The 23018-nt window shown below is 73.8% G+C and carries 18 protein-coding genes; 13 read left to right on the plus strand and 5 right to left on the minus strand.

All coding sequences use genetic code 11. The features are described 5' to 3' along the window. Positions 1-68: 68 nt before the first annotated feature. Positions 69-1583, plus strand: coding sequence for a hypothetical protein (locus tag EAO76_RS11155; RefSeq protein WP_187438556.1), 1515 nt, complete (start codon positions 69-71; stop codon positions 1581-1583). Here the strand turns inward: EAO76_RS11155 and EAO76_RS11160 are convergent. The 3 genes from EAO76_RS11160 to EAO76_RS11170 are packed head-to-tail and all read right to left on the minus strand — an operon-like array spanning position 1543 to position 5743. Continuing rightward, complete coding sequence (locus EAO76_RS11160; RefSeq protein WP_148835764.1) at positions 1543-2796, minus strand: hypothetical protein; 1254 nt, start codon at positions 2794-2796, stop codon at positions 1543-1545. The two genes, EAO76_RS11155 and EAO76_RS11160, sit on opposite strands and share 41 nt — an antisense overlap. Then, positions 2793-4481, minus strand: coding sequence for a CpsD/CapB family tyrosine-protein kinase (locus EAO76_RS11165; RefSeq protein WP_148835765.1), 1689 nt, complete (start codon positions 4479-4481; stop codon positions 2793-2795). The genes EAO76_RS11160 and EAO76_RS11165 overlap by 4 nt, the downstream gene beginning before the upstream one ends. Continuing rightward, a complete protein-coding gene (locus EAO76_RS11170) occupies positions 4478-5743 on the minus strand; it encodes a glycosyltransferase (RefSeq protein ID WP_148835766.1) in 1266 nt (421 codons plus the stop codon). Before EAO76_RS11170 ends, EAO76_RS11165 begins: the two co-directional genes overlap by 4 nt. A 236-nt stretch (positions 5744-5979) precedes the next feature. On the opposite strand from EAO76_RS11170, the gene EAO76_RS11175 reads away from it, so the two are divergent. Beyond that, the gene (locus EAO76_RS11175; protein WP_148835767.1) at positions 5980-6429 is read left to right on the plus strand and encodes an adenylyltransferase/cytidyltransferase family protein; all 450 of its coding nucleotides are present in this window, start codon (positions 5980-5982) and stop codon (positions 6427-6429) included. Here the strand turns inward: EAO76_RS11175 and EAO76_RS11180 are convergent. Both EAO76_RS11180 and EAO76_RS11185 read right to left on the minus strand, forming a co-directional pair. Then, entirely contained in the window at positions 6395-7198 is an 804-nt protein-coding gene (locus EAO76_RS11180; RefSeq protein WP_148835768.1) for a CDP-alcohol phosphatidyltransferase family protein, read from the minus strand. The two genes, EAO76_RS11175 and EAO76_RS11180, sit on opposite strands and share 35 nt — an antisense overlap. Positions 7199-7557: 359 nt before the next feature. Further along, on the minus strand, positions 7558-8274 hold the full coding sequence (locus EAO76_RS11185) for a ribonuclease H (RefSeq protein ID WP_148835769.1): 717 nt from the start codon (positions 8272-8274) through the stop codon (positions 7558-7560). Between the two features lie 128 nt (positions 8275-8402). Between EAO76_RS11185 and EAO76_RS11190 the strand changes: the two genes are divergently transcribed. From EAO76_RS11190 to EAO76_RS11240, 11 genes are all read left to right on the plus strand, one after another. After that, positions 8403-8594, plus strand: coding sequence for a DUF6381 family protein (locus tag EAO76_RS11190; protein ID WP_148835770.1), 192 nt, complete (start codon positions 8403-8405; stop codon positions 8592-8594). A 168-nt stretch (positions 8595-8762) separates the two neighbouring features. Beyond that, positions 8763-9773 (plus strand): PmoA family protein, encoded by a 1011-nt coding sequence (locus EAO76_RS11195; protein ID WP_148835771.1) that lies wholly within the window; start codon positions 8763-8765, stop codon positions 9771-9773. Continuing rightward, entirely contained in the window at positions 9770-10732 is a 963-nt protein-coding gene (locus tag EAO76_RS11200; RefSeq protein WP_187438557.1) for a D-2-hydroxyacid dehydrogenase, read from the plus strand. The genes EAO76_RS11195 and EAO76_RS11200 overlap by 4 nt, the downstream gene beginning before the upstream one ends. 12 nt (positions 10733-10744) lie before the next feature. Then, positions 10745-11983: a mandelate racemase/muconate lactonizing enzyme family protein gene (locus EAO76_RS11205; RefSeq protein ID WP_148835773.1), complete on the plus strand. Its 1239-nt coding sequence runs from the start codon at positions 10745-10747 to the stop codon at positions 11981-11983. 88 nt (positions 11984-12071) lie between these two features. After that, on the plus strand, positions 12072-13142 hold the full coding sequence (locus tag EAO76_RS11210) for a LacI family DNA-binding transcriptional regulator (protein WP_148835774.1): 1071 nt from the start codon (positions 12072-12074) through the stop codon (positions 13140-13142). 213 nt (positions 13143-13355) lie between these two features. Then, positions 13356-14528, plus strand: a complete 1173-nt coding sequence (locus EAO76_RS11215) for a LacI family DNA-binding transcriptional regulator (RefSeq protein ID WP_148835775.1) — start codon at positions 13356-13358, stop codon at positions 14526-14528. 14 nt (positions 14529-14542) lie between these two features. Further along, positions 14543-16177, plus strand: a complete 1635-nt coding sequence (locus EAO76_RS11220) for an FAD-dependent oxidoreductase (RefSeq protein WP_148835776.1) — start codon at positions 14543-14545, stop codon at positions 16175-16177. Positions 16178-16282: 105 nt separating this feature from the next. Then, positions 16283-17386 (plus strand): Gfo/Idh/MocA family protein, encoded by a 1104-nt coding sequence (locus tag EAO76_RS11225; RefSeq protein ID WP_262375384.1) that lies wholly within the window; start codon positions 16283-16285, stop codon positions 17384-17386. Next, the gene (locus tag EAO76_RS11230) at positions 17383-18096 is read left to right on the plus strand and encodes a polysaccharide deacetylase family protein (RefSeq protein ID WP_148835777.1); all 714 of its coding nucleotides are present in this window, start codon (positions 17383-17385) and stop codon (positions 18094-18096) included. The genes EAO76_RS11225 and EAO76_RS11230 overlap by 4 nt, the downstream gene beginning before the upstream one ends. Positions 18097-18201: 105 nt before the next feature. Then, on the plus strand, positions 18202-21216 hold the full coding sequence (locus EAO76_RS11235) for a glycoside hydrolase family 38 C-terminal domain-containing protein (RefSeq protein ID WP_148835778.1): 3015 nt from the start codon (positions 18202-18204) through the stop codon (positions 21214-21216). Between the two features lie 55 nt (positions 21217-21271). Beyond that, positions 21272-23011: a serine/threonine-protein kinase gene (locus EAO76_RS11240; RefSeq protein ID WP_187438558.1), complete on the plus strand. Its 1740-nt coding sequence runs from the start codon at positions 21272-21274 to the stop codon at positions 23009-23011. Positions 23012-23018: the final 7 nt, after the last annotated feature.

Below are 23018 nucleotides of genomic sequence, written 5' to 3' on the forward strand. Positions count from 1 at the left end.
AGTCAGCCGAACCGCCCCAAGTGGGTTGATTCGTTAGAGTGTTCACAGGTCCACGGAACGGGGAGCGCATGACGTCCGTGCACGAGGCGGAACCGTCCGCGCCCCTGCCGGGGCGCGTTCCGCGCGAACCGGTCCGGCCGCCGGCCGGGCCCATGTCGTGGGCGATGCTGTCGCGCGCGCTGGCCGTGCCGCTGATCCTCGGCCTGGTGTGCTTCCTGCCCGCGGTGATCGCCGCCCAGCCCGGTTCGGGCGTCCGGGACAACGCGTACTGGCTCCAGTTGGTGCTGACCTGCTACGCGGGGGCCCGGCTCGCGACGATGATCCTGTCCACCCGGCGGCGGCTGCTGCAGGGCATCTTCTGGATGTTCGTGTACATCGCGATGGGGGTGGCGCCGTTCGCGCAGGCGGTGATCGGGCAGACGCCCACCCCGGTGGTGGGGCCGCGGGGGGATCTGGTGACGGCCGTGGCGCTGGTCCTGGTGGGCTGTGCCGCGTTCGACCTCGGGGCGCTGCTGGCGAACCGCCGACCGCTGCGCCGGCGGGCCGCCGCCCGCCTCGGGACCGGTCCGGCCACCGTGCACCGGGGGCGGCTCAGGGTGCTGGTGCTGCTGGCCTTCGCCGCGAGCGGCTACTACGTCATGAAGGTGGGCGGCCCCGCCGTCTTCTTCACCAGCCGCCAGGAGATCAGTGCCTCGGTCGCGGCCAGCGGTGTGGTGACGGAGGGGTCCAATGTGGGGTCGGCCTTCCTCAAGGGCTTCGGCACGGTGCCCGCGCTGCTCGGGCTGCTCTTCTGCACGCGCCGGCTGGTGACGTCGCGCCGGGCCCGCCGCTCCCCGTCGACGGTGCTGGCCTGGGGCGCGCTGATGCTCCTCAACGTCGTCGTCAACAACCCCGTCTCCAACGCCCGTTACTGGTTCCTGACGGTCCTGGTCTCGTTCCTGTTCACCGCGTTCCCGAGCAGTTCGGCGATGTACCGCTCGGTGCTGGCGCTGGGGGTGGTGGGGGCGCTGGTGGTGTTCCCGTACGCGGACCGGTTCCGCTACGACGGCGACGGGTACCGGCCGGTGGAGTCGTCGTCGGTGTTCGAGCCGCTGGCCACCAAGGACTACGACCAGACGGTGATGTTCGCCAACGCCATCACCTGGGTCGACACCCGCGGCCACACCTACGGGCGCCAACTGGCGGGCTCCGCGCTGTTCTTCGTGCCCCGTTCGGTGTGGGACGGCAAGCCCGAGGACACCGGGGTGCGCGTCGGCCAGTGGATGGGGATGCGGATGACCAACCTGTCGGCGCCGTTGTGGGCCGAGCTCTGGGTCGACTTCGGCGCGCCGGGCATGGCGGGCGCCTTCGCCCTGGCCGGGTACGTCGCCGCCCGCACCGACCGGCGCTACGCGCGCGCGGTCTCCCGGGACGGGCCGGGGCCGGGCAGTGTGGCGGCCGTCTCCGTGCCGCTGCTCGCCGGGTACGCCTTCATCCTGTTGCGCGGGCCGCTGTTGCAGTCCGTCGGGAAGCTCGCCGTCGCGGCGCTCTGTCTGCTGCTGGTCACGAGCTTCCGGGAACGGGGCGAACGGCGTCCGCGCTGACCGGCGGCCGGTTCGCTGCGGGGCGGCGCCCCAGCCGGGCCACCCGGGTCCAGGTGGCCACCGCCTTGCAGACGGAGCCCAGGCACAGGCCCCAGGCGGCGCCCGGCACCCCGCCGAGCGCGTATCCGCCGATGAGGAGGGCGGCGGCGGTGAGCGAGAAGACCACCTGGACGGGGAGCGTGGTGCGGGGGTCGAGCATCCGCAGGGCCAGCAGCCCGCAGGTGCCGACGGCCATCGCCACGTACTGGCTGCCGGTCGCCGGGAGGAGGGCGGCGGCCGTGGGCCAGGTGTCGCCGAGCAGTCGACGGCCGACGCCGTCGGGCAGCAGGGCAAGTGCGGTGGTCCAGGCGGCGGCCGTGGCGGCCAGGACGGCGGCGAGCGCCGCGGCGGCCCGGGTCCGGCGGTGTGCGGAGGGGATGCGGCCCAGCAGCGGCGGGCCGAATCCGGTGGCCGAGGTGAACAGCACGTTCAGCGGCCCGAAGAGGGTGGTCGCGCCGCGCAGGGCACCGACCACCAGGGGGTTGCCGACCGCTCCGAGTCCGAGGACGGAGAGCTGGCCGGTGGCGTTGCCCACCCCGAACTCCACGACGAAGCGCCGCCCCAGGTGGTCGCGGCGCAGCAGGCTTCCCGGGCGCAGGGGCGCACCGGCCGTCCTGCGGTGCAGCAGTACGGCCGACAGCAGCAGGGCCGGGAGCGCGGACAGGCCCCACACGGCGACGAGCCGGGCGGCCGGGGCGCCGTGCGGCTGGGCGAGGAGCGCGCCCAGGGCGCAGCCGAGCCTGAGCAGGTCGCCGGTCAGCGCCAGGTGCGGCAGGTGCAGGGTGGAGAAGGCGTAGCGCATGGTGTCCTGGCCCAGGACGACCGGCAGGACGAGTCCCAGCGCCGTCAGGGCCGGTGCGGTGGCGCCGGGCAGCGAGAGGCAGACGGCGGCCGTCGGAACACCGAGCGCCGCCGCCGCGAGCAGGGTGAAGGCGACCGCCGACCGGCAGGAGCCGCGCACCTCGTCGGCGTCGCCGCGGCGCAGCACCAACGGCTGGCCGACGTAGGCACCGAAGGACCCCAGCAGCACGGTGAAGACGAGGTAGACCGCCGAGAAGCGGGCGAAGTCGGCCACGGTGGACAGACGGGCGGCCGTGACCAGCACCAGGATGTTGGTGAGCGCCGCCACGCCCTGGTCCGCGACCGAGCAGACGATCGCGGTGCGTGCCCTCATCCGTGTCCCGCGGTGGAATCGAAGGTGCGCAGGCCCAGGGTCTCGGCGGGGTCACCGGTGTACTCCGGGCCGCTGCGGTCGTTGCCGCCGGGGCCCGGGGCCGAGCCGTACCGGGCGGCCTTCGCGCGGCGCTTCCCGGCCTTCCTGAGGGCCCGGCGCTCGTAGCGGCCGCGGGCGGGGTGCAGCAGGGCCCCGAGCACGGAGCCGTCGGCCGCCTCGATGATCTCGCGGATCCGTTCCAGGTCGCTGCGGCGCACGTCGCGCGGGTCGCAGACCACGACGACGCCCTCCACCCGGTCGAGGAGCGCGACGGCGTCGGCGTACGCCAGCACGGGCGGGGCGAGCACGATCACGACGGCGTCGGGCCGGTCGCCCTCGGCGATGATCCGTCCGACGGGGGGCGAGGTCAGGGCGCGGGGCACGTTGCCGGTGCGGCGGCCCGCTATCAGGGTGAAGGCGCCCGACCCCGGTACGTCCACGTTCATCCGGCTGTCCGAGGGCCAGGCCCGTTCGCCCTCCGCCGCCCACCGGGGCCGGACGCCCTGCACCGCGGGGCCCAGGTCCCCGGCCAGGGAGGGGGTGCGCAGGTCGGCCTCGACCAGGATGACGTCGCGTCCCATCTCGGCGAAGGCCGCGGCCAGGTTGACCGCGGCGGCGGCCGCCGCGGCGCCGTCCCCGCGCGGGGCCGTGACCAGGAGCCGGCGGCGCCGGGAGAACGACGGGTCGTAGGCGAGCCGGAAGGCCACCGCCCGGTACTCCTCGGCGAGCCGGCTCCCGCCGCGGCCGACGGCGAGCAGGGTCCCGGCGGTGGCGCGTTCCCTGGGCAGGGTGCCGAGCAGGGGGGCGCCGAGCGAGCGGACCAGTTCGCGGGTGGAGCGCACGGCCGGGTCGAAGACCAGGCGCACCCAGGACAGGAGCAGCCCGAGCGCGAGGCCGACGACGCCGCCGAGCCCCAGCAGCAGGGGCAGTCCGGCACCGGTGGGTCCGGTGGGGGCGGCGGGTTTCTTCGTCAGGTATCCGGGGGTGGTGTCCAGGGCGCGCAACTCGGAGATCTTCCGGTTGAGTTCGGAGATCGCGACCACGAGGTTGGCCCGTGCGCTGGTCACGTCGTTGCCGCCGGAGGTCTGTTCCGCCAGCTGGTCGCGCTGTTCGGTGAGGGGGGTCAGCTGGGCGCGGTAACCCTGGACCATGTGGGCGATGCTGTTCTCGGTGCGCTGTCTGCGTATCTCCAGATAGGCGTCGGCCAGTGCCTGGGCCCGGCCCCTGGCCAGTTCGGGGGTGCGGCCGGTGTAGGCGAAGCGGAGCGCGAGGGTGTTGGGCGGGTTGGTGACCTGGAGGCCGGAGAGCAGCGGCCCGACCTCCACCGGGTCGCCCTGCCGGGCCAGGACGACGGCGGCCAGGCTGCCCACGGTGTCGCTGACGGCGGTCTGCCGCTCGGAGCCGATGTTGATGCCCTTGTCGGCGGAGGCTCCGGCGGCGAAGGGGTCCGAGGTGGCGGAGCGCACGACGACCTCGCCCGTCGAGGTGTAGTTCTCCTCGCCGCTCAGGGCGAGCCAGCCGCCGCCGAGCAGGCCGACGACCACGCCGGAGACGAGCAGCGCCCGGTAGCGCAGGAGCTGGCGGAACTGGTCCCTCAGCAGCGCGGGTTCGTCCTGGTCCTCCAGGGCGCGGATCGGCTGGTTCATCGGCGTGGTCTCCCTTGTGTGTCCGCGAGGACCTCGGTGAGCAGCGCGTCGAAACGGGCCAGGCCCGCCTCCCGGCTCAGGTGGCGTGTGACGTACTGGGGTCCGTTGGCGCCGAGCAGGTCCGCCTCGGCGGGTGCTTCGACGAGCTTGCGCACGGCCGACAGCAGGGCCGCCGGGTCCTCCGGCGCGACGAGGAGGCCGGCGCCGGACCGCTGGATCTCCTGCGCGGTGCCCCCGCCCCGGGCGACGGAGCCGACGACGGGGCGGCCCGAGACGAAGTACGAGGTGAGTTTGGACGGGACGCTCATGTCGAGCACGGACGCCCGCTGGGTCACCGCGAGCACGTCGGCGGCGGCGAGGACGTCGGTGAACGTGTCCTCGTCGGCGGGCGGCAGGACGTCGAGGTTGCGCAGGCCCGCCGCGCGCCGCAGCAGTTCCTCGCGCTGGTTGCCGTCCCCCATCAGCACCACGCGGATCTCCGGGGCGAGCCGGGCCGCGTCGACGAGGACCTCCAGGCCCTGTTTGAGGCCCATGTTCCCGGAGTGCAGGACCACCGGGGTGCCCTCGCCCCAGCCCATCCGGGCCCGGGTGGCGGCCCGGTCGGCCGAAGGGGTCCGCACGTGCGACCAGTTGGGCACGAGGCGGACGCGGTCCGGGTCGACCCCGTACGCGGTGACGCGGGGGACGAAGCTCTCGTGGATGACGCCGACGAGGGTCGCGGCGCGCAGCGCGTACCGTTCGGCGGCCGAGGCCACGGCGGCGGCCCTGCCCCCGCCCCGGATGCCGCTCTGTGCGGCGGCGGCACCCATCAGGTCCTGCACGACGGGTATGTACGGGACCCGGTGGCGGCGGGCCAGCCGGGCGCCGACGACCCCGCCGGCGAGGCTGGGCAGCTGGGCGACCACGGCGTCCGGCGGGCGTGTCGCGGGCGGGGAGAGCAGGGCGTGACCGAGCACCGTTGCCTCGAACAGCCCTCTGCGCAGAGCGGTCTGACGGGGCGGCACGTAATGTCTTCGCCGATGCACCATGACCCCGGCCCGTTCCTCGGTGACCCGCCACACTCCGCGGTACTCCGCGTCGGTCCGCCAGGACGGATAGTGCGGCATGCCGGTCAGTGCGTGTGTCTCGGCTCCGCGGCCGGCCCAGTGCTCGGCGAGTTGCGCGGCGTACGGGCCGATGCCGGTCAGTTCCGGCGCGTAGTTCGTCGAGACGAGCAGCAGGGTGCGGCCCCCGAACGGCTCGTGATGGTCTGCATCGGACATGGACGCCCGCCCTTCCCCCCGGAACAATCCGTGCTCCCCAAGGAACAGCGTCGGGAAACGCCCTTGAGGAACAGCCCCAAAAGCGAGCTTATCCGTTCACGAGATGCGCAAGTGGTCTTCACAGTAAGGTCGTTGCACCATCAACACCGATACCGATATCCCATGGCACCGGATGCCATGTCCGGACAACGGCCACGGAAGACGGATGTCGCGTTCACCGTGGGGGGAGAGAACGGATGGCACACAGGGTCGGCTACGCGCCGGGGGTCTACGACCTGTTCCATGTGGGGCACCTCAACATCCTGCGGCATGCCCGCAGTCAGTGCGACTACCTCGTCGCCGGGGTCGTCTCGGACGAGATGGCGGCGCTCGCCAAGGGCCGCGGACCGGTGATCCCGCTGCCGGAGCGCCTGGAGATCGTACGCAGTGTGCGCTACGTGGACGCGGCGTTCGTCGAGACGGTGCCCGACAAGGTCGAGACCTGGCAGCAGGTGCGGTTCGACGTGATCTTCAAGGGGGACGACTGGCGGGGCACCGAGAAGGGCAGGCGGCTGGAGCGCGACTTCGCCGAGGTCGGTGTGGAGGTCGTCTACTTCCCGTACACGGTGCACACGTCCAGCACCCAACTGCGACGGGTGCTGGACTCGCTCGTCAGCCCGCAGTCCGGAGCGATCTCAGCTCCCTGAACCACTTGGCGAGGAACATCACCAGGAACAGCGCGTGCACGGCGGCGAGCACCGCGTAGCCGAGGCGGAACGCGGTGCGGTCGCCGAGCAGCAGGAAGACCAGGCAGAACACTCCGTAGTCGGCGGGCAGCAGTGCCACGGCCCGCAGCCGGGAGACCGGGGCCGCCGTTTCGCCCGCGACGGGCGGTACGGCGGCCCCGTCCGGTTGTGTTCCATCCGGTTGCGCCGTGCCTCGTCGTGTCCTGCTCCGCTGTGCCATGCCCGGTTGCGCCTTGCCCAGTTGTTCGCGCAGCAGCCCGGCGCAGAAGGTGAGCACGGCCGCGAAGAGGAAGCCGAGCGGCAGCAGCAGCCAGCCCTCGGACGGCAGGTCGAAGAACCGCCGGAACGAGATCAGCACGGCGGTGTGCACGAGGATCATCTTGGCGCAGTCCACGACGTGGTCGAGCCATTCGCCGTCCGGGCCGCCCCGTCCGGTCAGCCGGGCCAGTTGCCCGTCGGCCGAGTCGAGGGCGAAGCCGACGACGAGACCGCCCCAGACCAGCGCGGCCAGGCCCCAGGACGGCCGGACGAGCGCCACCGAGGCGATGGCGGAAAAGGTGAACGCCGCGCTCAGCAGGGTGACTTGATTGGGCGTCATGCCGATGCGGTACGCACCGGCCGCGAGGACCCGCCCGGCCGGACGGTTCACGTACCGCGAGTAGAGCGAGACCCCCTTGGCCGTCTTCTGCGCCCCGCGCAGCTCACGCATGACCGTGCCCGTGGTTCCCATACGCCCCCCAGCGTGCAGCCGTTGCCGACGGCATCGGGGAAGCCGCCCGGACACCGCCGCCGAAGCCGCATCATGGCACGCCGCCCCGGTCCCGCGCGGCCACTCGCCCGCTCCGGCCGGGGAACGGCATCCGGCCGCGTCCGGAACCGGTCCGCGTCCAGAGCCGGTCCGCGACCGGCCCGGGACGGAACCGGTCAGTGCGGGGCCGGGCGGCACCGGTCAGTGCGGAGCGGGACGGCAGCGGCCCTCCGGCCGCCGGGCCGGTCGCGTCGGCCCCGGCTCCGGCTCCGGCCGGACGGGGACGGAACCGGTCCGCGCGGGGCCGGGCGGTGCGACAGGGGGCGCCGGGCGGCGTCCGCTCAGGCGGGGGCGGTGCGGCACTCCGGGTGGCCCCAGCCGTTCGGGTTCTTGGCGATCGGGTCCTGGGCCGCGTAGGGCTTCCCGCAGTGGCAGCGGCCGGCGAACCTGGCCTTGATGGTGGCGCCGGAACGCGCGGTGCGCGCCGTGCCTCCCGTCCTCCGCGCCGCCGTGCCGCTCCGCTTCGTCGCCGTGCCGCCGCTCCGCCCCTCGGTCGCCCGGCCGGGAGCGGGGGTCGGCAGCTCGGTGGCGCCGTGCGCGGTACCGGCGGGCACCTGCGCCACCGCGGCCTCGCTGGCCGCCTGGTCGGCGAGCGCGTTGAGCGGGTCGCCGTCCACCTGGTGGGCGGGGACGTGGGTGAAGCGCACGGACCGGCCGGTCAACAGGTCGTCGATCCGGACCACGAGGTCACGATTGGCCACCGGCTTGCCGGCCGACGTCTTCCAGCCGTTGCGCTTCCACCCCGGCAGCCATTTGGTCACCGCGTTCATCGCGTACTGCGAATCCATCCGCACCTCGATCGCGGTGGCCGGGTCCGTCGACTCCAACAGCTCACGCAACGCCGTGAGTTCGGCGACGTTGTTGGTGGCGGTGCCCAGCGGCCCGGCCTCCCAGCGCTCCGGCCGCCCCTGCGCGTCGGCCACGACCCACGCCCAGGCCGCAGGTCCGGGATTGCCCTTCGACGCCCCGTCACACGCGGCGATGATGCTTTCGTTCATGCCCCCGATCATGCCAGCGCCGTATCACCTCACGGATCCGTGACGCTGAGTGACGATTCGAGGTGCGGTGGCCCGGCGACGCTGGTTCTCTGATGGAGCCCGCTCTTCCCTACGCACAAGGAGCGATGATGAGCGCTGCACGTGAATCCGGTGACCGTGCGCAACAGCTGCGCGACAAGGCCCGGCACATGACCGAGGCCGCCGAGCGCACCACCGACCCCGATCAGCGCCGACGCCTTCAGGAGAAGGCCCGGCTGCTGCGGGAGCAGAGCGACCAGCAGGGCACCATGGGTGGCGAGGACATCCGCCCGACCCGGTAGGCCCGCCGTCGCACGCCGACGCCCCGCCGTCCTTCCATGAGTGGGCGGCGGGCCGTCGCACGGCCGCTGCCGCTCCCCGCCCCTCCCGTACCGCCTGTTGACGTTCCCCGGCCGTGGCCCCTACGGTTCGGTAAGCGCTTTCCAGTCGTATCGGGAGACTTTGGGGACATGAGCAGTCCACTGCGCATCACACACATTCACGGGGACCGGATCACGGTCACGGAGGAGCGCCGCGGCGTCGAGCTGATCTCCTACGTCTACCGCCCCGAGGCGGCCTGGGAGGCCCCGAAGCCGTACATCCATCCCCTGCGCACCTTGGCCGATAACGTTGTCAGCGACTACCGGCCCAACGATCACCGCTGGCACAAGGGCCTCCAGATGACGGCCTCCCATCTCTCCGGGCAGAACCTGTGGGGAGGCAACACCTATGTGCACGGGCAGGATTACCAACCGCTGCCCGAGCTGGTCGGCTCGATGGCGCACCTCGGCTTCGACGAGGTGACGGCGCAGGCGGGGCGCGCGGTCATCACGGAGCGGCTGAGCTGGCGCCACCACGACGGCACGCACTGGGCGGACGAGCTGCGCCGGATCGAGCTGCACGACGTCGAGCACGGTGTCGGACACCCGGAACCGGCCGCCGGCGACACCGCCCCCGGCGCCGAGCACGCCGGACCGGACACCGCCCCCGCGGGGGCCGGCGGGAGCTGGACACTGACCTGGTCGAGTGCCGTCACCAACCGGCGTTCCGAGCCGCTGCGCTTCGGCAGTCCCACCACCCACGGCCGGGAGGCCGCAGGCTACACCGGCCTCTTCTGGCGCGGCCCGCGCGCCTTCCGCGGCGGGCGGATCACCGGCCCGGACGGGGAGGGCCCCGGGCTGATGGGGACGCAGGCCCCCTGGCTGGCCTACAGCGGCGAACACGACGGCGCCGACGGACACGCCACGCTGATCTTCCGGCACGCCCCGGAGAACGACCATTCGGGAGCGGGCGGCACCCACCCGGCCCACTGGTTCGTGCGCAACGAGCCGTTCGCCGCCGTCGCCCCCTCCTTCGCCTTCCACGAGGAGCTGGAGCTCGCCCCGGGCGACACCCTCGCGCGCCGCTACCGGATCACCGTCGCGGACGGGGCATGGGACCGGGACCAGATCACCGAGTACCTCGCGGAGCACCCGTGGTGAACGCGGGCGATCACCGCCCCGGCCTGTACGTGGAGCTGCCGCTCGACGAGTCCGGCCGCGCCCGCCTGCGGGAACTCGCTTCCGGGCCCGTGTGGTTCGCCGAGCCGGGGACGGTCTCCGCGGCCGATGACCGTGCCCTCGCCGACGCCGGCATCGCGCTCGGCAACCCCGAGGCCGCCCGGGTGGCCGAGGCCCCCCGGCTCCGGTGGCTGCAGCTCGCCTCGGTCGGGATCGACGGCTATCTCGGCCTGGACTGGCCGGTCCTCGGCCGTCGGCTGACCGTGACCAACCTGGGCGATGTCTTCGCCGACCCGGTGGCCGAGTCGTGCCTGGCGGGCATACTCGCACTGCACCGCGGCATCGACGAGCTCTCCGGGCTGCGCTCCCGCGGTACCTGGGCGAAGTCCGTCGTCCGACCGCGGCTGCGACTGCTGTCCGGTGCCCGGGTCCTGGTGCTGGGCCGGGGGTCCATCGCCCTGAGGTTCGCCGAACTGCTCGGGCCGTTCGGCTGCCGGATCTCGCACTTCGCGCGCGGCTCGGGCGACATCCGCACCCCGGCCGGGCTCGATGCGCAACTGCCGGACTTCGACGTGGTGGTGGGGCTGTTGCCCGGGACGCCCGGTACGAGCGGGCTGCTCGACGCGCGGCGACTGGCCCGGATGCGGCCCGGGGCCGTCCTGGTGAACGCGGGCCGGGGATCGCTGGTGGACGAGGAGGCGCTGGTGTCCGAGCTGTCCTCCGGGCGGCTCGGCGGTGCGGTGCTGGACGTCACCGGACAGGAGCCGCTGCCCGCCGGACATCCCTTGTGGACCTGCCCGAACGTCATTCTCACCCAGCACACCGCGGGGGGTTCGACGGACGAGACCGCGCGGGTGATCGACCTGTTCGCCGAGAACCTGCGCCGTTTCGAGACCGACGCCCCGCTGCGCAACCCCGTGCAGTGGGCCAGGGGATTCTGAGGACGCGACGACATGGCCGAACACACTTCCTCGCGCATCGGTGCGCTCGATGCCGGGGCACGGATCGCGGCGGTCCGGCCGGTCCTGCTCAGCGCCCCGTACGCCGACCCGGAGAATCTGGAGGTGCGCGTGGCGCTGCCCACGGGGTGGCGCACGACGGGACTGGTCGAGGTGACCCTGGACGACGGGACGACCGGTCTGGGCGAGGGGTATCTCGCCGTGTTCGCCCCGCATGTCTTCGTGTCGACGGTCGAGCTGATCACCCCCTACCTGGTCGGACGTCCCGCCGGGGACCTGGCTGGGCGCTATCGGGACATGGTGGACGTCACGGGGTACTGGAGCCTTCAGGGAGCGGCCCGTCATGTCGTCTCCGCCGTGGAGGCGGCCCTGGTCGACGCCCTCGGGAAACGGGCCGGCGTGCCGGCGTACGAGCTGCTGGGCGGCCGTCGTACGAACCGGATCCGGCTCTACGCCAGCGGGGGCGACTCGACCTCCCCCGCGGCGATGAGGGCCGAGATCGCCGCTGTCGCCGCCCTGGGCATCGACACCTTCAAGATCAGGGCACGGGGCCACGAGGCGGACAAGGCGGTGTGGACACTTGAGCACGCGGCCCCGCACGGGGTCGGGATCGCCGTCGACATGGCACAGAATCTCCATGACCCAGGCCAGTCGGCGGCGGACGCGCTGGCGTTCCTCGACGAGGTGCGGGCCGGCACACGGCGGCCGGTGCGTTTCCTGGAGGAACCGCTCGGCCCCGCCCGTACACACGAGTACCCCGCCCTGCGGCGGGCGGCCGGCTGCCCGGTGGCGGGCGGGGAGACCGTCACCACCGCGCGCGAGCTGCTGGAGCGCGTGACTGCGGGGTATTACGACATGGTCCAGCCGGACGCCACGGTCGTCGGCGGGCCACGACAGACGCTGGCCGTCTTCGCGGGGGCCGCGGAACACGGCGTCGCCACGGTGGTCCACTGCTGGGGCAGTGCGGTGTGCCAGGCGGCCAACTACCACGCCGCGTTCGCCGGGGGCGGTCGGCTGGCCGAGTGGCCGCTGCCCGCATACGCCCTGCGGTCCGAGCTGCTGGTCGAGCCGTTCCGCATCGAGTCGGGCCGGCTGCTCGCCCCGCGGGCACCGGGGCTCGGCGTCCGGCTCACTCCGGAGACCGAACGGCGGTTCGCCTTCCGCAGCGATGCCGTCTACCGCTGCCTGGCCAGGATGCCGTCGGCCGAGCCCGGCCGATGGAGGACGGACTGAGCGGGGCGCGGGAGGAGAGCACCGCCGAGCGCCGGATCCGCTTGCTTGCGCGATGGGAAAACGCTTTCAGGGCGGTTATCGTAGCCCCATGCAGAGCCAGGTCAATCGACGTTCCGCCCGTCCCCGCCCGTCGTCGGCCGTGACGCTCCAGCAGGTCGCGCAGGATGCCGGGGTGTCCCTCGCCACGGCCTCGCGCGTCCTCGGCGACAGCGACCGCAACGTCACCCAGGAGCTGCAGGAGCGCGTCCTGGAGGCGGCGGCCCGGCTCCGCTACGTGTCCAACGCGCCGGCCCGCGCGCTCGTGCGGTCCACCACCTCCATCGTCGGACTGCTCGTGCACGACGTGAACGACGCGTACTACTCCGCCATCGCCGCCGGCGTGATGGAGGTCGCCCGCGACCACAAGCTCCTCGTGATGCTGGCCGGCACCTTTCACGAACCCGAGCTCCAGGCGGAGTACGTGGCGCGGCTGCGGGCGCAGCGGGCCCGGGCCGTCGTGCTCGCCGGCTCGGGCTTCACCGGCAGGAGCCCCGCGCTCGTCCAGGAGCTGGAGGCCTTCGCGGCACAGGGCGGCCGGGTGACCGCGGTCGCGCACGAGGGCCTGCCGGTGGACACGATCGCGCCGGGCAACCACGAGGGCGGCCGGGCCGTGGCCGAGCACCTCGCCCGACTGGGGCACACCGAGGTCGGCGTCGTCTGCGGGCCGCTCGCCCTGGTCTCCGTGCAGGACCGGCTGCGCGGCTTCCTGGAGCGGGCCGCCGAGCTGGGCGTCGTCGTGCAGGAACGCCACCGGGTCGAGGCCGACTTCACCCGGGAGGGCGGACGGGCCGCGACGGTGCGGCTGTTCCGCAGGTCGCCGGGGATCACCGCGGTCTTCGCGCTCAACGACGCGATGGCGCTGGGGGCGCTCGCGGCGCTCCGGGACGACCTCGGGCGGGGCGTGCCCTCCGACGTCTCCGTCGTGGGCTTCGACGACCTGCCGGTGGCCGGTGACGTCACGCCCGCGCTGACGACGGTGCGCCTGCCGCTGGAGGAGATCGGCCGCAGGGCGCTGCTGCTGGCCCTCGGTGACGCGACGCCCTCGCCGCGCACACTGGCCGTGCCGTCGCGCCTGGTGGTGCGGGCCAGCACCGCGCCGCCGCCCCTCGTGACCGGCTGAGCCGGAACGGGCCACGACGGCCCGGACGAGGGTCTCCCCACCCGGGAGCCCTCGTCCGGGCCTTTCCTTTGACGCGTCGAAGCGACAACCACCCTGCTTGACGCACTAATTGAATCAATTATTCGCGGAAAACCTCTTGAAATGACGCGTTAACCACCGCCACACTGACGTCAACGCCATTTGACGCGTCAAACCCGGGAAGGCGGTGGCTGGATGGGTACGCCAGGGCCCAAGTACCAGCGCATCAAGGATGAGTTGAGGGCCGAGGTCGCGCGCGACGAGTACGAGGCCGGCGCTCCGTTCATCACCCAGAACCAGCTGCGCGAGCGCTTCGGGGTCAGTTCCACCACCGCCGTGCGGGCGCTCAACGACCTCGTCGCGGAAGGGCTGTTGGTGCGTCGGCGCGGTCTGGGCACCTTCGTCGCCGACCCGGACGGACGGACCGGCGGACCCGGACCCGCGCAGCGCTCCGGTGTGGTCGCCTGCGTCATCAGCGGCCAGGGCCCGTACCAGTCCGAGGTGCTGCGCGGGATCGAGTCCGGCTGTTCGGAGCGGGGGCTGCGGCTTTTCTTCTCCGACTCCGCGGTCCGGATGACGGCCACCGGGCACGCCGACCACGCGGCGTCGCTGGCCCGCCAGGACCAGGCGCTGCGCCAGGCCGCCGAGGACCGGGTCGACGGGATCATCCTCTATCCGGTCCAGGGCTCGCCCGACCCCGCCGTGCTGGAGGAGCTCCGGCGCCTGCGCATCCCCATGGTCCTGGTCGACCGGTACTTCCCCGGTTTCGCCGTCGACGCGGTCACCGCCGACAACTACGACGTCGGCTACCGGCTCACCGAGCATCTGCTGGCCGACGGCCACACCCGCATAGCGACGCTCTGGGGCGAGACGCAGTGCACCAGCGTCCACGACCGGATGACCGGGCACAAGCAGGCGCTGCGCGCCCACGACCAGCCGCTGCTCCCCCGGTTCACCGCGCTGCGCTCGTACACGGCACTGCCCGAGGAGGACCGCAAGCGGCTGCTGTCCGAGCTCCTCGCCTCCGCCGAGCCGCCGACCGCGCTGCTGTGCGCGCACGGTTTCGCCGTCGCCACCGCCGCCGCCGACCTGGCCTCGCTCGGCATCGCCGTGCCCGACGAGATCGTGCTGGCCGGCATGGACGACGCGGGCCCCTACGACCTGCTGCCGCTCACCAGTTTCGCCGCCCGGCTGCCCGCCGGGGAGATCGGCGGCCGCGCGGTCGAGCAGCTGGTCAAGCGGATCGCGGAGCGCGCGGCGGGCGAGGACCCGTACCGCGACGCCGAGCAGATCGTGCTCCCCGTCCGGATCAGGACGCGCGAGTCCGTACCGGTCCGGCTCCGTACCGTCGCCGCCCGTCGGCCCTGAGGGAGGAGACTCCTGTGTTCGCCGCCCCCACCCCCCGTACCCGCGAACTCGGGACCGACGTCCTGGTGGTCGGTGCCGGCCTCGGCGGTCTGGCCGCCGCGCTGACCGCCGCCCGGTTCGGACACCGCGTCGTACTCACCGAGGCCACCGACTGGCCCGGTGGCCTGCTCACCGCGCAGGCGGTGCCGCTGGCCGACGGCCACCGCATCGAACTGGACCCCGTCTCCCCCGGCTACCGGGACCTGCGCGAACGGATCCGCGACTTCTACCGCCGCAACTACCCTCTGTGCCCCGGCCCGTTCGCCGATCCCCTGCTCGACCCCGGGCTGAGCACCACCGGCCATCTCAGCCACGAGCCGCGGGCCGCGCTCGCCGTCGTCCAGGAGCTGCTCGCCCCGCACCTCGCCGCCGGCCGGCTCACCCTGCTGCTCCGCCACCGGCCGGTCGCGGCCCGGACGGACGGGGACCGGGTCGCCTCGGTCACCCTGGAGACCGCGGACGGCGGGCAGTTGACGGTCACCGCCCCGTACGTCGTCGACGCGACGGACCTGGGCGAGTTGCTCGACCTCGCGGGCGTCGAGCACGTCACCGGCGCCGAGTCCCGGGAGGAGACCGGTGAGCCGCACGCGGCGGCGGTCGCCGACCCGCTGGACCAGCAGCCCCTCTCCTGGGCCTTCGCCCTGGACCACCGCCCCGGCGAGGACCACACCGTGGACCGGCCGGCCGGCTACGACCGGTGGTCCGGCGCCTTCTCCTGGGAGACCGCGGAGCCCGGCGGCGGCCCGGCCCGCACCGTGCCGCTCTTCCTGCACGAACCGGACGAGGTCCCGCCCTGGGGCGCGCCGCCCAACGACCGCTGGCACCGGTTGCGGGCACTCGCCCGAAGCCGGTACCTGCCCGGCACCTTCGACAGCGACATCACCCTGGTCGACTGGGAGCAGACCGCCTACACCGGGCTGCCGCTCACCGGGGCCGGTCAGGAGGTGCGGGCCCGTGCCGAACGGGAGGCGCGGGAGCAGGCGCTGTCGTTCCTGTACTGGATGCAGACCCGGGCGCCCCGGCACGACGGCGGCCACGGCTACCCCGAGCTGCGGCCGAGGCCCGACGTCACGGGCACGCCGGACGGGTTCGCCAAGGCGCCGCACGTACGCGAATCCCGGCGCATCCGGGCCGAGTTCACCCTGCTGGAACACCATCTGACCGTCGCGGCACGGGCCGGGGCCCCGGGCGCCGAGACCTTCACGGACAGCGTGGGCACCCTGCGCTCCCGGATCACGCTGCACCCGGGCACCGGCGGCGGCGCCGGCCTGGACCTGGAGTGCCTGCCGTTCCAGCTGCCGCTGGGCGCGCTGCTGCCCGTACGCGTGGAGAACCTGCTCCCGGCCGGGCGGAACATCGGTGCCACGCACCTCAGCGCACCGGCGGTCGGCGGCCACGCGGGCCAGTGGAGCATCGGCGAGGCGGTCGGCGCGCTGGTCTCGTACTGTCTGGAGCACCGGCTGCCGCCGCGCGCGGTGCGCGGCGACGAACGCCGGCTCGCCTCCTTCCAGGACCGGCTGAGCGACTCGCTCGGCCTCGCCCTGGAGTGGCCGCACCGGCTGCGCACCGGTCCGGTGACCAACGCCGGCGCGCTCTACGCCACTCTCTGACCCCCACCCCCGCCCTTCCTTCGGGAAGGGCTTCTTCCCGACCTTCTGGAAAACGCTTACCAACCTCGGCGGCCACGCCCTCAGCCCGGACGGCTCCCTGTGACTGTGACTCCCCTTCGTGTACTGCTCGTCGGCGCGGGCAACATCGCCCGCGCCGTCCACATGCCGGCGTTCCTCCGGCTGCCCGCGGACTTCGCGGTGCTCGGCGCGGTCGACGCCGACCCCGCGGCGGCCCGTTCGTTCGCCACCGACTTCTCGCTGCCCCACCACTCCACCGACCTCGCCGCCTCGCTGCGCGAGATCCGTCCCGACCTCGTGGTCGTCGCCTCGCCGCCCGTCGTCCACCGCGAGCAGGTCGTCGCCGCCCTGTCCGCCGGGGCCTGGGTGTGGTGCGAGAAGCCGCCCGCGCTCAGTCTCGCGGAGTACGACGCCATGACCGCCGCCGAGGGCGAGGACGGCCCGTACGCGCCGATCGTCTTCCAGCACCGCTTCGGCTCGGGCGCCGAGCACGCCAGGGCCCTGATCGCCTCCGGCGAACTGGGGGCGCCGCTGGTCGCCCACTGCCAGACCACCTGGTACCGGGACGACGCCTACTACGCGGTCCCCTGGCGCGGGAAGTGGGCCACCGAGGGCGCCGGTCCCGCCATGGGGCTGGGCATCCACCAGATCGACCTGCTGCTCGAACTGCTCGGCGACTGGACGGAGATCCGGGCCATGGCCGCCCGGCTGGCCCGTGACGTGGAGACCGACGACGTCACCACCGCCACCGTGCGCTTCGCCTCCGGCGCCCTGGCCACCGTGGTCAACAGCGCCCTCTCGCCGCGCCAGTCGAGCCATCTGCGGATCGACCTGCGCGACGCCACGATCGAGCTGAACCACCTCTACGGGTACGGGAACGACGACTGGACCTACACCCCGGCCCCCGGCGTCGATCCGGACCGGGTGGCCCGCTGGACCTCCCCGGCGCAGGACGTGCCCAGCTCGCACGACGCCCAGCTCCGCTCGCTCCTGGCCGACATGCGGGCGGGCCGGCGGCCCCGGGCGAGCGCCGGGGACGGCCGCCGGTCCCTGGAGCTGATCACCGCGATGTACAAGGCGGCGCTCACCGGCCGCACGGTCCGGGCCGGCGAGATCGTCCCCGGCGACCCCTTCCACACGGCGCTGCACGGCTCCGTCCCCGGCTGGGCACCGCAGGGGTCCGGGCGGTGACCGGACGCGTGGAGCGGGCCCTGCTGCTCACCTTCGACGACCGGCACGTGCGCGAGTGGGCCGCCGTCGCGCCGCTGTTCGCCTCGTACGGGGCGCGGGTCACCTTCTTCGTCTGCGAGCCCGACCGGCTCGACCGGGACGAGGTGCGGCTGCTGCGCGGGCTCGCGGACGACGGACACAGCATCGGCTGCCACGGCCTGCGGCACGAGCGCGCACCCGATTTCGTCGCGGCGCACGGACCGGCCGCCTATCTCGACCGGGAGGTGGTGCCCGCCCTGGAGCGGCTGCGCCGCCTCGGCTTTCCGGCCCGGAGCTTCGCCTATCCGTGCAGTGCCCGGGACGAGGTCACCGACCGGCTGCTCCTCACACTCTTCGAGCGGCTGCGCGGCGGAGTGCCCGTCGGCCGTCGCGCCGATCCGGCCCTCGCGGACGAACTGCGCGTACCGGCCCGCGACCTCACCGCACGGCGGGTCCTGCCGGGCTGCTCGGTGGACAGCGGGCGCGGCGCCGTCGCGTACGGGGACGATCTGGGCGGGGTCGAGGCGGCGCTGCGCCGGACCGCCGACGAGGGCGGCGCGATCACCCTGTACGCCCACTGCGTCGCCGACGCCCATCCCGACAACCACGTGACCCCGGCCCGGCTGGACGGCCTGCTGTCCCTGGCCGCCGGGCTGTCGCTGCCCTGCGTGGGCTTCGACGAGCTCCCGTGAACCACTCCCCCGTCGCACCACGCCGCCGGTCACCACATCGTTGATCACCACGCGTCCGGTTCACCACGATCACCACACCTTCGATCCAGAGGGGCCCCTTCACCCATGCATGACGACCGCACACTGACCGAGGAACGGCTCGACCGCGTCCTGCGCGAGCGCATCCGCCCCGCCGTCCACCCCCGTACGGCCCCGCTGGCGTTCGAGGTCTGGCACGCCCCCGGCGAACCGGTGCCCTTCGCCGAGGCGGTGGCCGCGTCCTACGAACCCGGCGCCGTCGGCGACCCCTGGGGACCGGCCTGGGGCACCAGCTGGTTCCGGGTGACCGGGCGGGTGCCGGAGGACTGGGCCGGTGAGACCGTCGAGGCGGTGATCGACCTGGGGTTCGCCAGGGACCGGCCCGGCTTCTCCGCGGAGGCGCTGGCCCACCGGCCGGACGGCGGTGTGGTCAAGGCGCTCAACCCGCGCAACACCTGGCTGCGCGTCGGTGAACGGGTGGCGGGCGGCGAGGAGTTCACGTACCTGCTCGAAGCCGCCGCCAATCCGGAGATCCTGGACGGGGTCGGTGCGCTGGGCGACCGGGAGACCGCGGGGAGCGAGCCGCTGTACCGCGTCGAGCGGATGGACGTCGCGGTCTTCGACCGGCAGGTGTGGGAGCTGGTCCAGGACCTGGAGGTGCTCGACCAGCTGATGCGGCAGCTGCCGCTGGGCTCGGCGCGCCGCTGGGAGATCCTGCGCGCGGTGGAGGACTGTCTGGACGCGCTGGACCTGGACGACGTGGGGGCGAGCGCGCCCGCCGGACGGGAGCGGCTGCGGGCCGTGCTGGCCTCCCCCGCGCACGCCTCGGCGCACCGGTTGTCGGCGGTGGGGCACGCTCACATCGACTCGGCGTGGCTGTGGCCGCTGCGGGAGACGGTGCGCAAGGTGGCCCGTACCACCTCCAACGTGGTGGCGCTGATGGACGACCATCCGGAGTTCGTCTTCGCGATGTCGCAGGCGCAGCAGCTGGACTGGCTGCGGGAGCACCGGCCGGAGCTGTACGCCCGGGTGAGGGAGAAGGTGGCCGCCGGTCAGTTCGTGCCGGTGGGCGGGATGTGGGTGGAGTCGGACACCAACATGCCCGGATCGGAGGCGCTGGCCCGGCAGTTCGTGCACGGCAAGCGGTTCTTCCTGGAGGAGTTCGGGGTGGAGACCGAGGAGGTGTGGCTGCCCGACTCGTTCGGGTACTCGGCGGCGCTGCCGCAGCTGGTGGCGCTCTCGGGTTCGCGCTGGTTCCTGACCCAGAAGATCTCGTGGAACACGACCAATCCGTTCCCGCACCACTCCTTCCTGTGGGAGGGGCTGGACGGCACCCGGGTGTTCACGCACTTCCCGCCGGTCGACACCTATGTGGCCGAGCTGTCCGGCCAGGAGCTCGCGCACGCCGAGGCGAACTTCCGGGACAAGGGCCGTGCGACGCGCTCGCTCGTCCCGTTCGGCTGGGGCGACGGGGGCGGCGGCCCCACCCGCGAGATGCTGGCGCGCGCCGGGCGGCTGGCCGATCTGGAGGGCTCGCCCCGGGTGACGGTCGAGAAGCCGGCGGACTTCTTCGCCGCGGCCGAGGCGGAGTACGAGCGGCCGCCGGTGTGGCTGGGCGAGCTGTACCTGGAGCTGCACCGCGGCACGTACACCTCGCAGGCGCGGACCAAGCAGGGCAACCGGCGCAGCGAGCACCTGCTGCGGGAGGCGGAGCTGTGGGCGGCGACCGCGGCGGTGCGGACCGGGTTCCGCTACCCGTACGAGGAGCTGGACCGGATCTGGAAGAGCGTGTTGCTGCACCAGTTCCACGACATCCTGCCGGGTTCGTCCATCGCCTGGGTGCACCGCGAGGCGGAGGCGACGTACGCCCGGATCGCCGAGGAGCTGGAAGCGGTGATCGGCGCCGCGCAGCGGGCGCTGGCCGGGGCTCCGGAGGGCGGCGGCACGGTCGTCTTCAACTCCGCGCCGCACGAGCGGGACGGGGTGGCCGCGGGGGGCGCGGTGCCCGCACCGGACCGGCGGGAGGCGCCGGTGGAGGTGACGGCGCACGACTCCGGTTTCCGGCTGGACAACGGGCTGCTGCGGGTGACCGTGGACGCGCGGGGCCTCGTGGTCTCGGTCGTCGACCTGGTGACCGGGCGGGAGACGGTCGCGCCGGGCGGGGCGGCCAACCTGCTCCAGATCCACCCCGACCTGCCCAACCACTGGGACGCCTGGGACGTCGACGCCTTCTACCGCAACACGGTGACCGATCTGACCGGGGCCGACTCGGTGCGGCGCAGCGGTGACGGCGTCGAGGTGGTGCGCAGCTTCGGCGCGTCCCGGGTCACCCAGCTGCTGACGCTGCGGCCGGGGGCCCGGCGGCTGGACATCGACACCGAGGTCGACTGGCACGAGCGGGAGAAGTTCCTCAAGGCGGCGTTCCCGATCGATGTGCGCGCCGACCATTCCACGGCGGAGACCCAGTTCGGGCACGTCCGGCGGCCGACGCACACCAACACCAGCTGGGAGGCGGCCAAGTTCGAGATCTGCGCGCACCGCTTCCTGCACGTCGGAGAGCCGGGCTGGGGCGCGGCGCTGGTCAACGACTCGACGTACGGGCACGACGTGACCCGTACGGTCCGGGAGGACGGCTCCACCACGACCACGGTGCGGCTGTCGCTGCTGCGGGCGCCCCGCTACCCGGCCCCGGAGACCGATCAGGGGGTGCACCGGCTGCGGTACGCGCTGCTGCCGGGGGCGACGGTCGGCGACGCGGTCCGCGAGGGCTGGCGGTTCGCCCTGCCCGAGCGCCGGGTGCCGGGGAGCGCCGCGGTGGCGCCGCTGGTCTCGGTGGACGACGACGCGGTGGTCGTGACGGCGGTGAAACTCGCGGACGACGGCGGCGGGGACGTGGTGGTCCGGCTCCACGAGGCGCACGGCGGGCGGGCCTCGGCGCGGCTGACGGCGGGCTTCGCGCTGGCCGGGGCGAGCGTCACGGACCTGCTGGAGCGTCCGCTCGCCGACGGGACGGCCGCCGAGGTGGCGGGCGACGTGGTGCGGCTGGCGCTGCGGCCGTTCCAGATCGTGACGCTGCGGCTGACGCCGGACGCCAGGCCCTGAGCCGTGTACGGGGTGGGTGCGTCTCGCCGCGGACCTGCCCCGTAACCTCTTTTCCATGAACGCTGGGGGGCCTGTGCGCCGTGTGATCGACGACCGTTTCGAGCTGGTGAACAGACTCGGCAGTGGTGGCATGGGCATGGTGTGGCGGGCCCGTGACCTGGCCCTGCACCGCGATGTGGCGCTCAAGGAGGTGCGGCCCCCGGACCCGGCGCTCGCCGAGAACGACCCGGAGTCGGCGAGGCTGCTGCGCGAGCGGGTGCTGCGCGAGGCCCGCGCGCTGGCCCGGCTCGACCACCCGGGCGTCGTCACCGTCCACCACATCGTGGACGGCGGCGTCGGGACGTACCCGTGGATCGTGATGGAGCTGGTGCCCGGCGCCTCCCTCGCGGAGCGGCTGGCCGAGGGCACGCTCACCCCGGTGGAGGCGGCCGGGCTGGGGCGCGGGGTGCTGTCCGCGCTGCGCGCCGCCCACGCCGCCGGAATCCTCCACCGGGACGTCAAGCCGGCCAATGTGCTGCTGCGGACGGACGGCAGTCCGGTGCTCACGGACTTCGGCATCGCGGCGATCCGGGAGTCCACGAGCCTGACGGCGACCGGTTCGATCATCGGCTCCCCGGACTACATGGCGCCCGAGCGCATCCGGGGCGACGAGGACGACCCGTCCTCCGACCTGTGGTCGCTCGGCATGATGCTGTACGTCGCCGTGGAGGGCCGGCACCCGCTGCGCAAGGCCACCACGCTGGCGACGCTCGCGGCCGTGCTCGACGAGGAGATCCCGCCGCCCCGGCGGGCCGGTCCGCTGGCCCCGGTGCTGGAGGCGCTGCTGACCCGGAGTCCGGCGGACCGGCCGGGGGCCGACGAGCTGGACCGGATGCTGGCGGCGGTGGGCACCGCGTCCGCGGCGGCGCCGCCCCGGCAGGACCCCCGGGCCCCGCGGGACGCCGTGCCGCCGCGCCCGCGGCCGTCGGCCGCCCCGCAGGACACGGTGCCCACCGGTGGTCCCACCGCGGTGCTGGCCACCCCTCCGGCCACGCCCCCGTCGCCCGGCGCGGGCAGCGGCACGCCCCGGACGCTGGGGACGCGGGAGGCGCGCCGCCGGGTCCGGCGGGGCCGCGTCGTCGCGGTCACCACCGCTCTCGCCGGGACGGCCCTGACCGGTGCCCTGGTCTGGTCGCTGCTGCCCGACTCGGACGACCGGGCCTCCGACGGCGCCCCGTCCGCCTCGGCCGGGGACACCCGCGGCCCCTCTGCCGCCGGCGGGAAGGCGGGGCAGTCGGCGGGAACGGAAGGTGCGACGGGAACGAAGAAGACGGCGGGGCCGGAGGAGACGGCTCCGGAGCAGCCGGAGAACCTGCTGACGCCCGCCGGTGCGCGTTCCGTCATCGCCGCGCTCGAACCGGTGATGGGCGGCACCCGGATCACCTCGTTCACCCTGTACGAGGAGCACGCCGGCGTCGAGGCCCCGCTCAGGAGCAACAAGAACCTGTACGACGTCTACGCCTACAGGGACGGCAGGGCAACCCGCGAGCGGGCCGGCGGCACCCTCATGTCGGACGCCAGGTCCGTGGACCTGAAGAAGTTCGACTGGGACGCCCTGCCGGGACTGATACGCCGGGCGGACAAGGAACTCGGCGTCGCCGAACCCACCACCCACTACGTGGACATCGACCCGGCGTCCCCGTTCGACGGCTACCGGCCGACGATCAGCGTCTACGTCTCGGACGAGTACGGCGGTGCCTACCTGCGGGCCGACATCAACGGCAAGGTGCTCAAGAAGTACCCGCGCGACAGCTGAGCCCGCC

Source organism: Streptomyces sp. sk2.1, assembly GCF_008120935.1.
Taxonomy (GTDB): Bacteria; Actinomycetota; Actinomycetes; order Streptomycetales; family Streptomycetaceae; genus Streptomyces.

What these genes read in the sequence shown, in the direction of transcription:
- EAO76_RS11155 (WP_187438556.1), top strand. Translation starts at nt 69, where the DNA reads ATGACGTCCGTGCACGAGGCGGAACCGTCCGCGCCCCTGCCGGGGCGC.
- EAO76_RS11160 (WP_148835764.1), bottom strand. Translation starts at nt 2,796, where the DNA reads ATGAGGGCACGCACCGCGATCGTCTGCTCGGTCGCGGACCAGGGCGTG.
- EAO76_RS11165 (WP_148835765.1), bottom strand. Translation starts at nt 4,481, where the DNA reads ATGAACCAGCCGATCCGCGCCCTGGAGGACCAGGACGAACCCGCGCTG.
- EAO76_RS11170 (WP_148835766.1), bottom strand. Translation starts at nt 5,743, where the DNA reads ATGTCCGATGCAGACCATCACGAGCCGTTCGGGGGCCGCACCCTGCTG.
- EAO76_RS11175 (WP_148835767.1), top strand. Translation starts at nt 5,980, where the DNA reads ATGGCACACAGGGTCGGCTACGCGCCGGGGGTCTACGACCTGTTCCAT.
- EAO76_RS11180 (WP_148835768.1), bottom strand. Translation starts at nt 7,198, where the DNA reads ATGGGAACCACGGGCACGGTCATGCGTGAGCTGCGCGGGGCGCAGAAG.
- EAO76_RS11185 (WP_148835769.1), bottom strand. Translation starts at nt 8,274, where the DNA reads ATGAACGAAAGCATCATCGCCGCGTGTGACGGGGCGTCGAAGGGCAAT.
- EAO76_RS11190 (WP_148835770.1), top strand. Translation starts at nt 8,403, where the DNA reads ATGAGCGCTGCACGTGAATCCGGTGACCGTGCGCAACAGCTGCGCGAC.
- EAO76_RS11195 (WP_148835771.1), top strand. Translation starts at nt 8,763, where the DNA reads ATGAGCAGTCCACTGCGCATCACACACATTCACGGGGACCGGATCACG.
- EAO76_RS11205 (WP_148835773.1), top strand. Translation starts at nt 10,745, where the DNA reads ATGGCCGAACACACTTCCTCGCGCATCGGTGCGCTCGATGCCGGGGCA.
- EAO76_RS11210 (WP_148835774.1), top strand. Translation starts at nt 12,072, where the DNA reads ATGCAGAGCCAGGTCAATCGACGTTCCGCCCGTCCCCGCCCGTCGTCG.
- EAO76_RS11215 (WP_148835775.1), top strand. Translation starts at nt 13,356, where the DNA reads ATGGGTACGCCAGGGCCCAAGTACCAGCGCATCAAGGATGAGTTGAGG.
- EAO76_RS11235 (WP_148835778.1), top strand. Translation starts at nt 18,202, where the DNA reads ATGCATGACGACCGCACACTGACCGAGGAACGGCTCGACCGCGTCCTG.
- EAO76_RS11240 (WP_187438558.1), top strand. Translation starts at nt 21,272, where the DNA reads ATGAACGCTGGGGGGCCTGTGCGCCGTGTGATCGACGACCGTTTCGAG.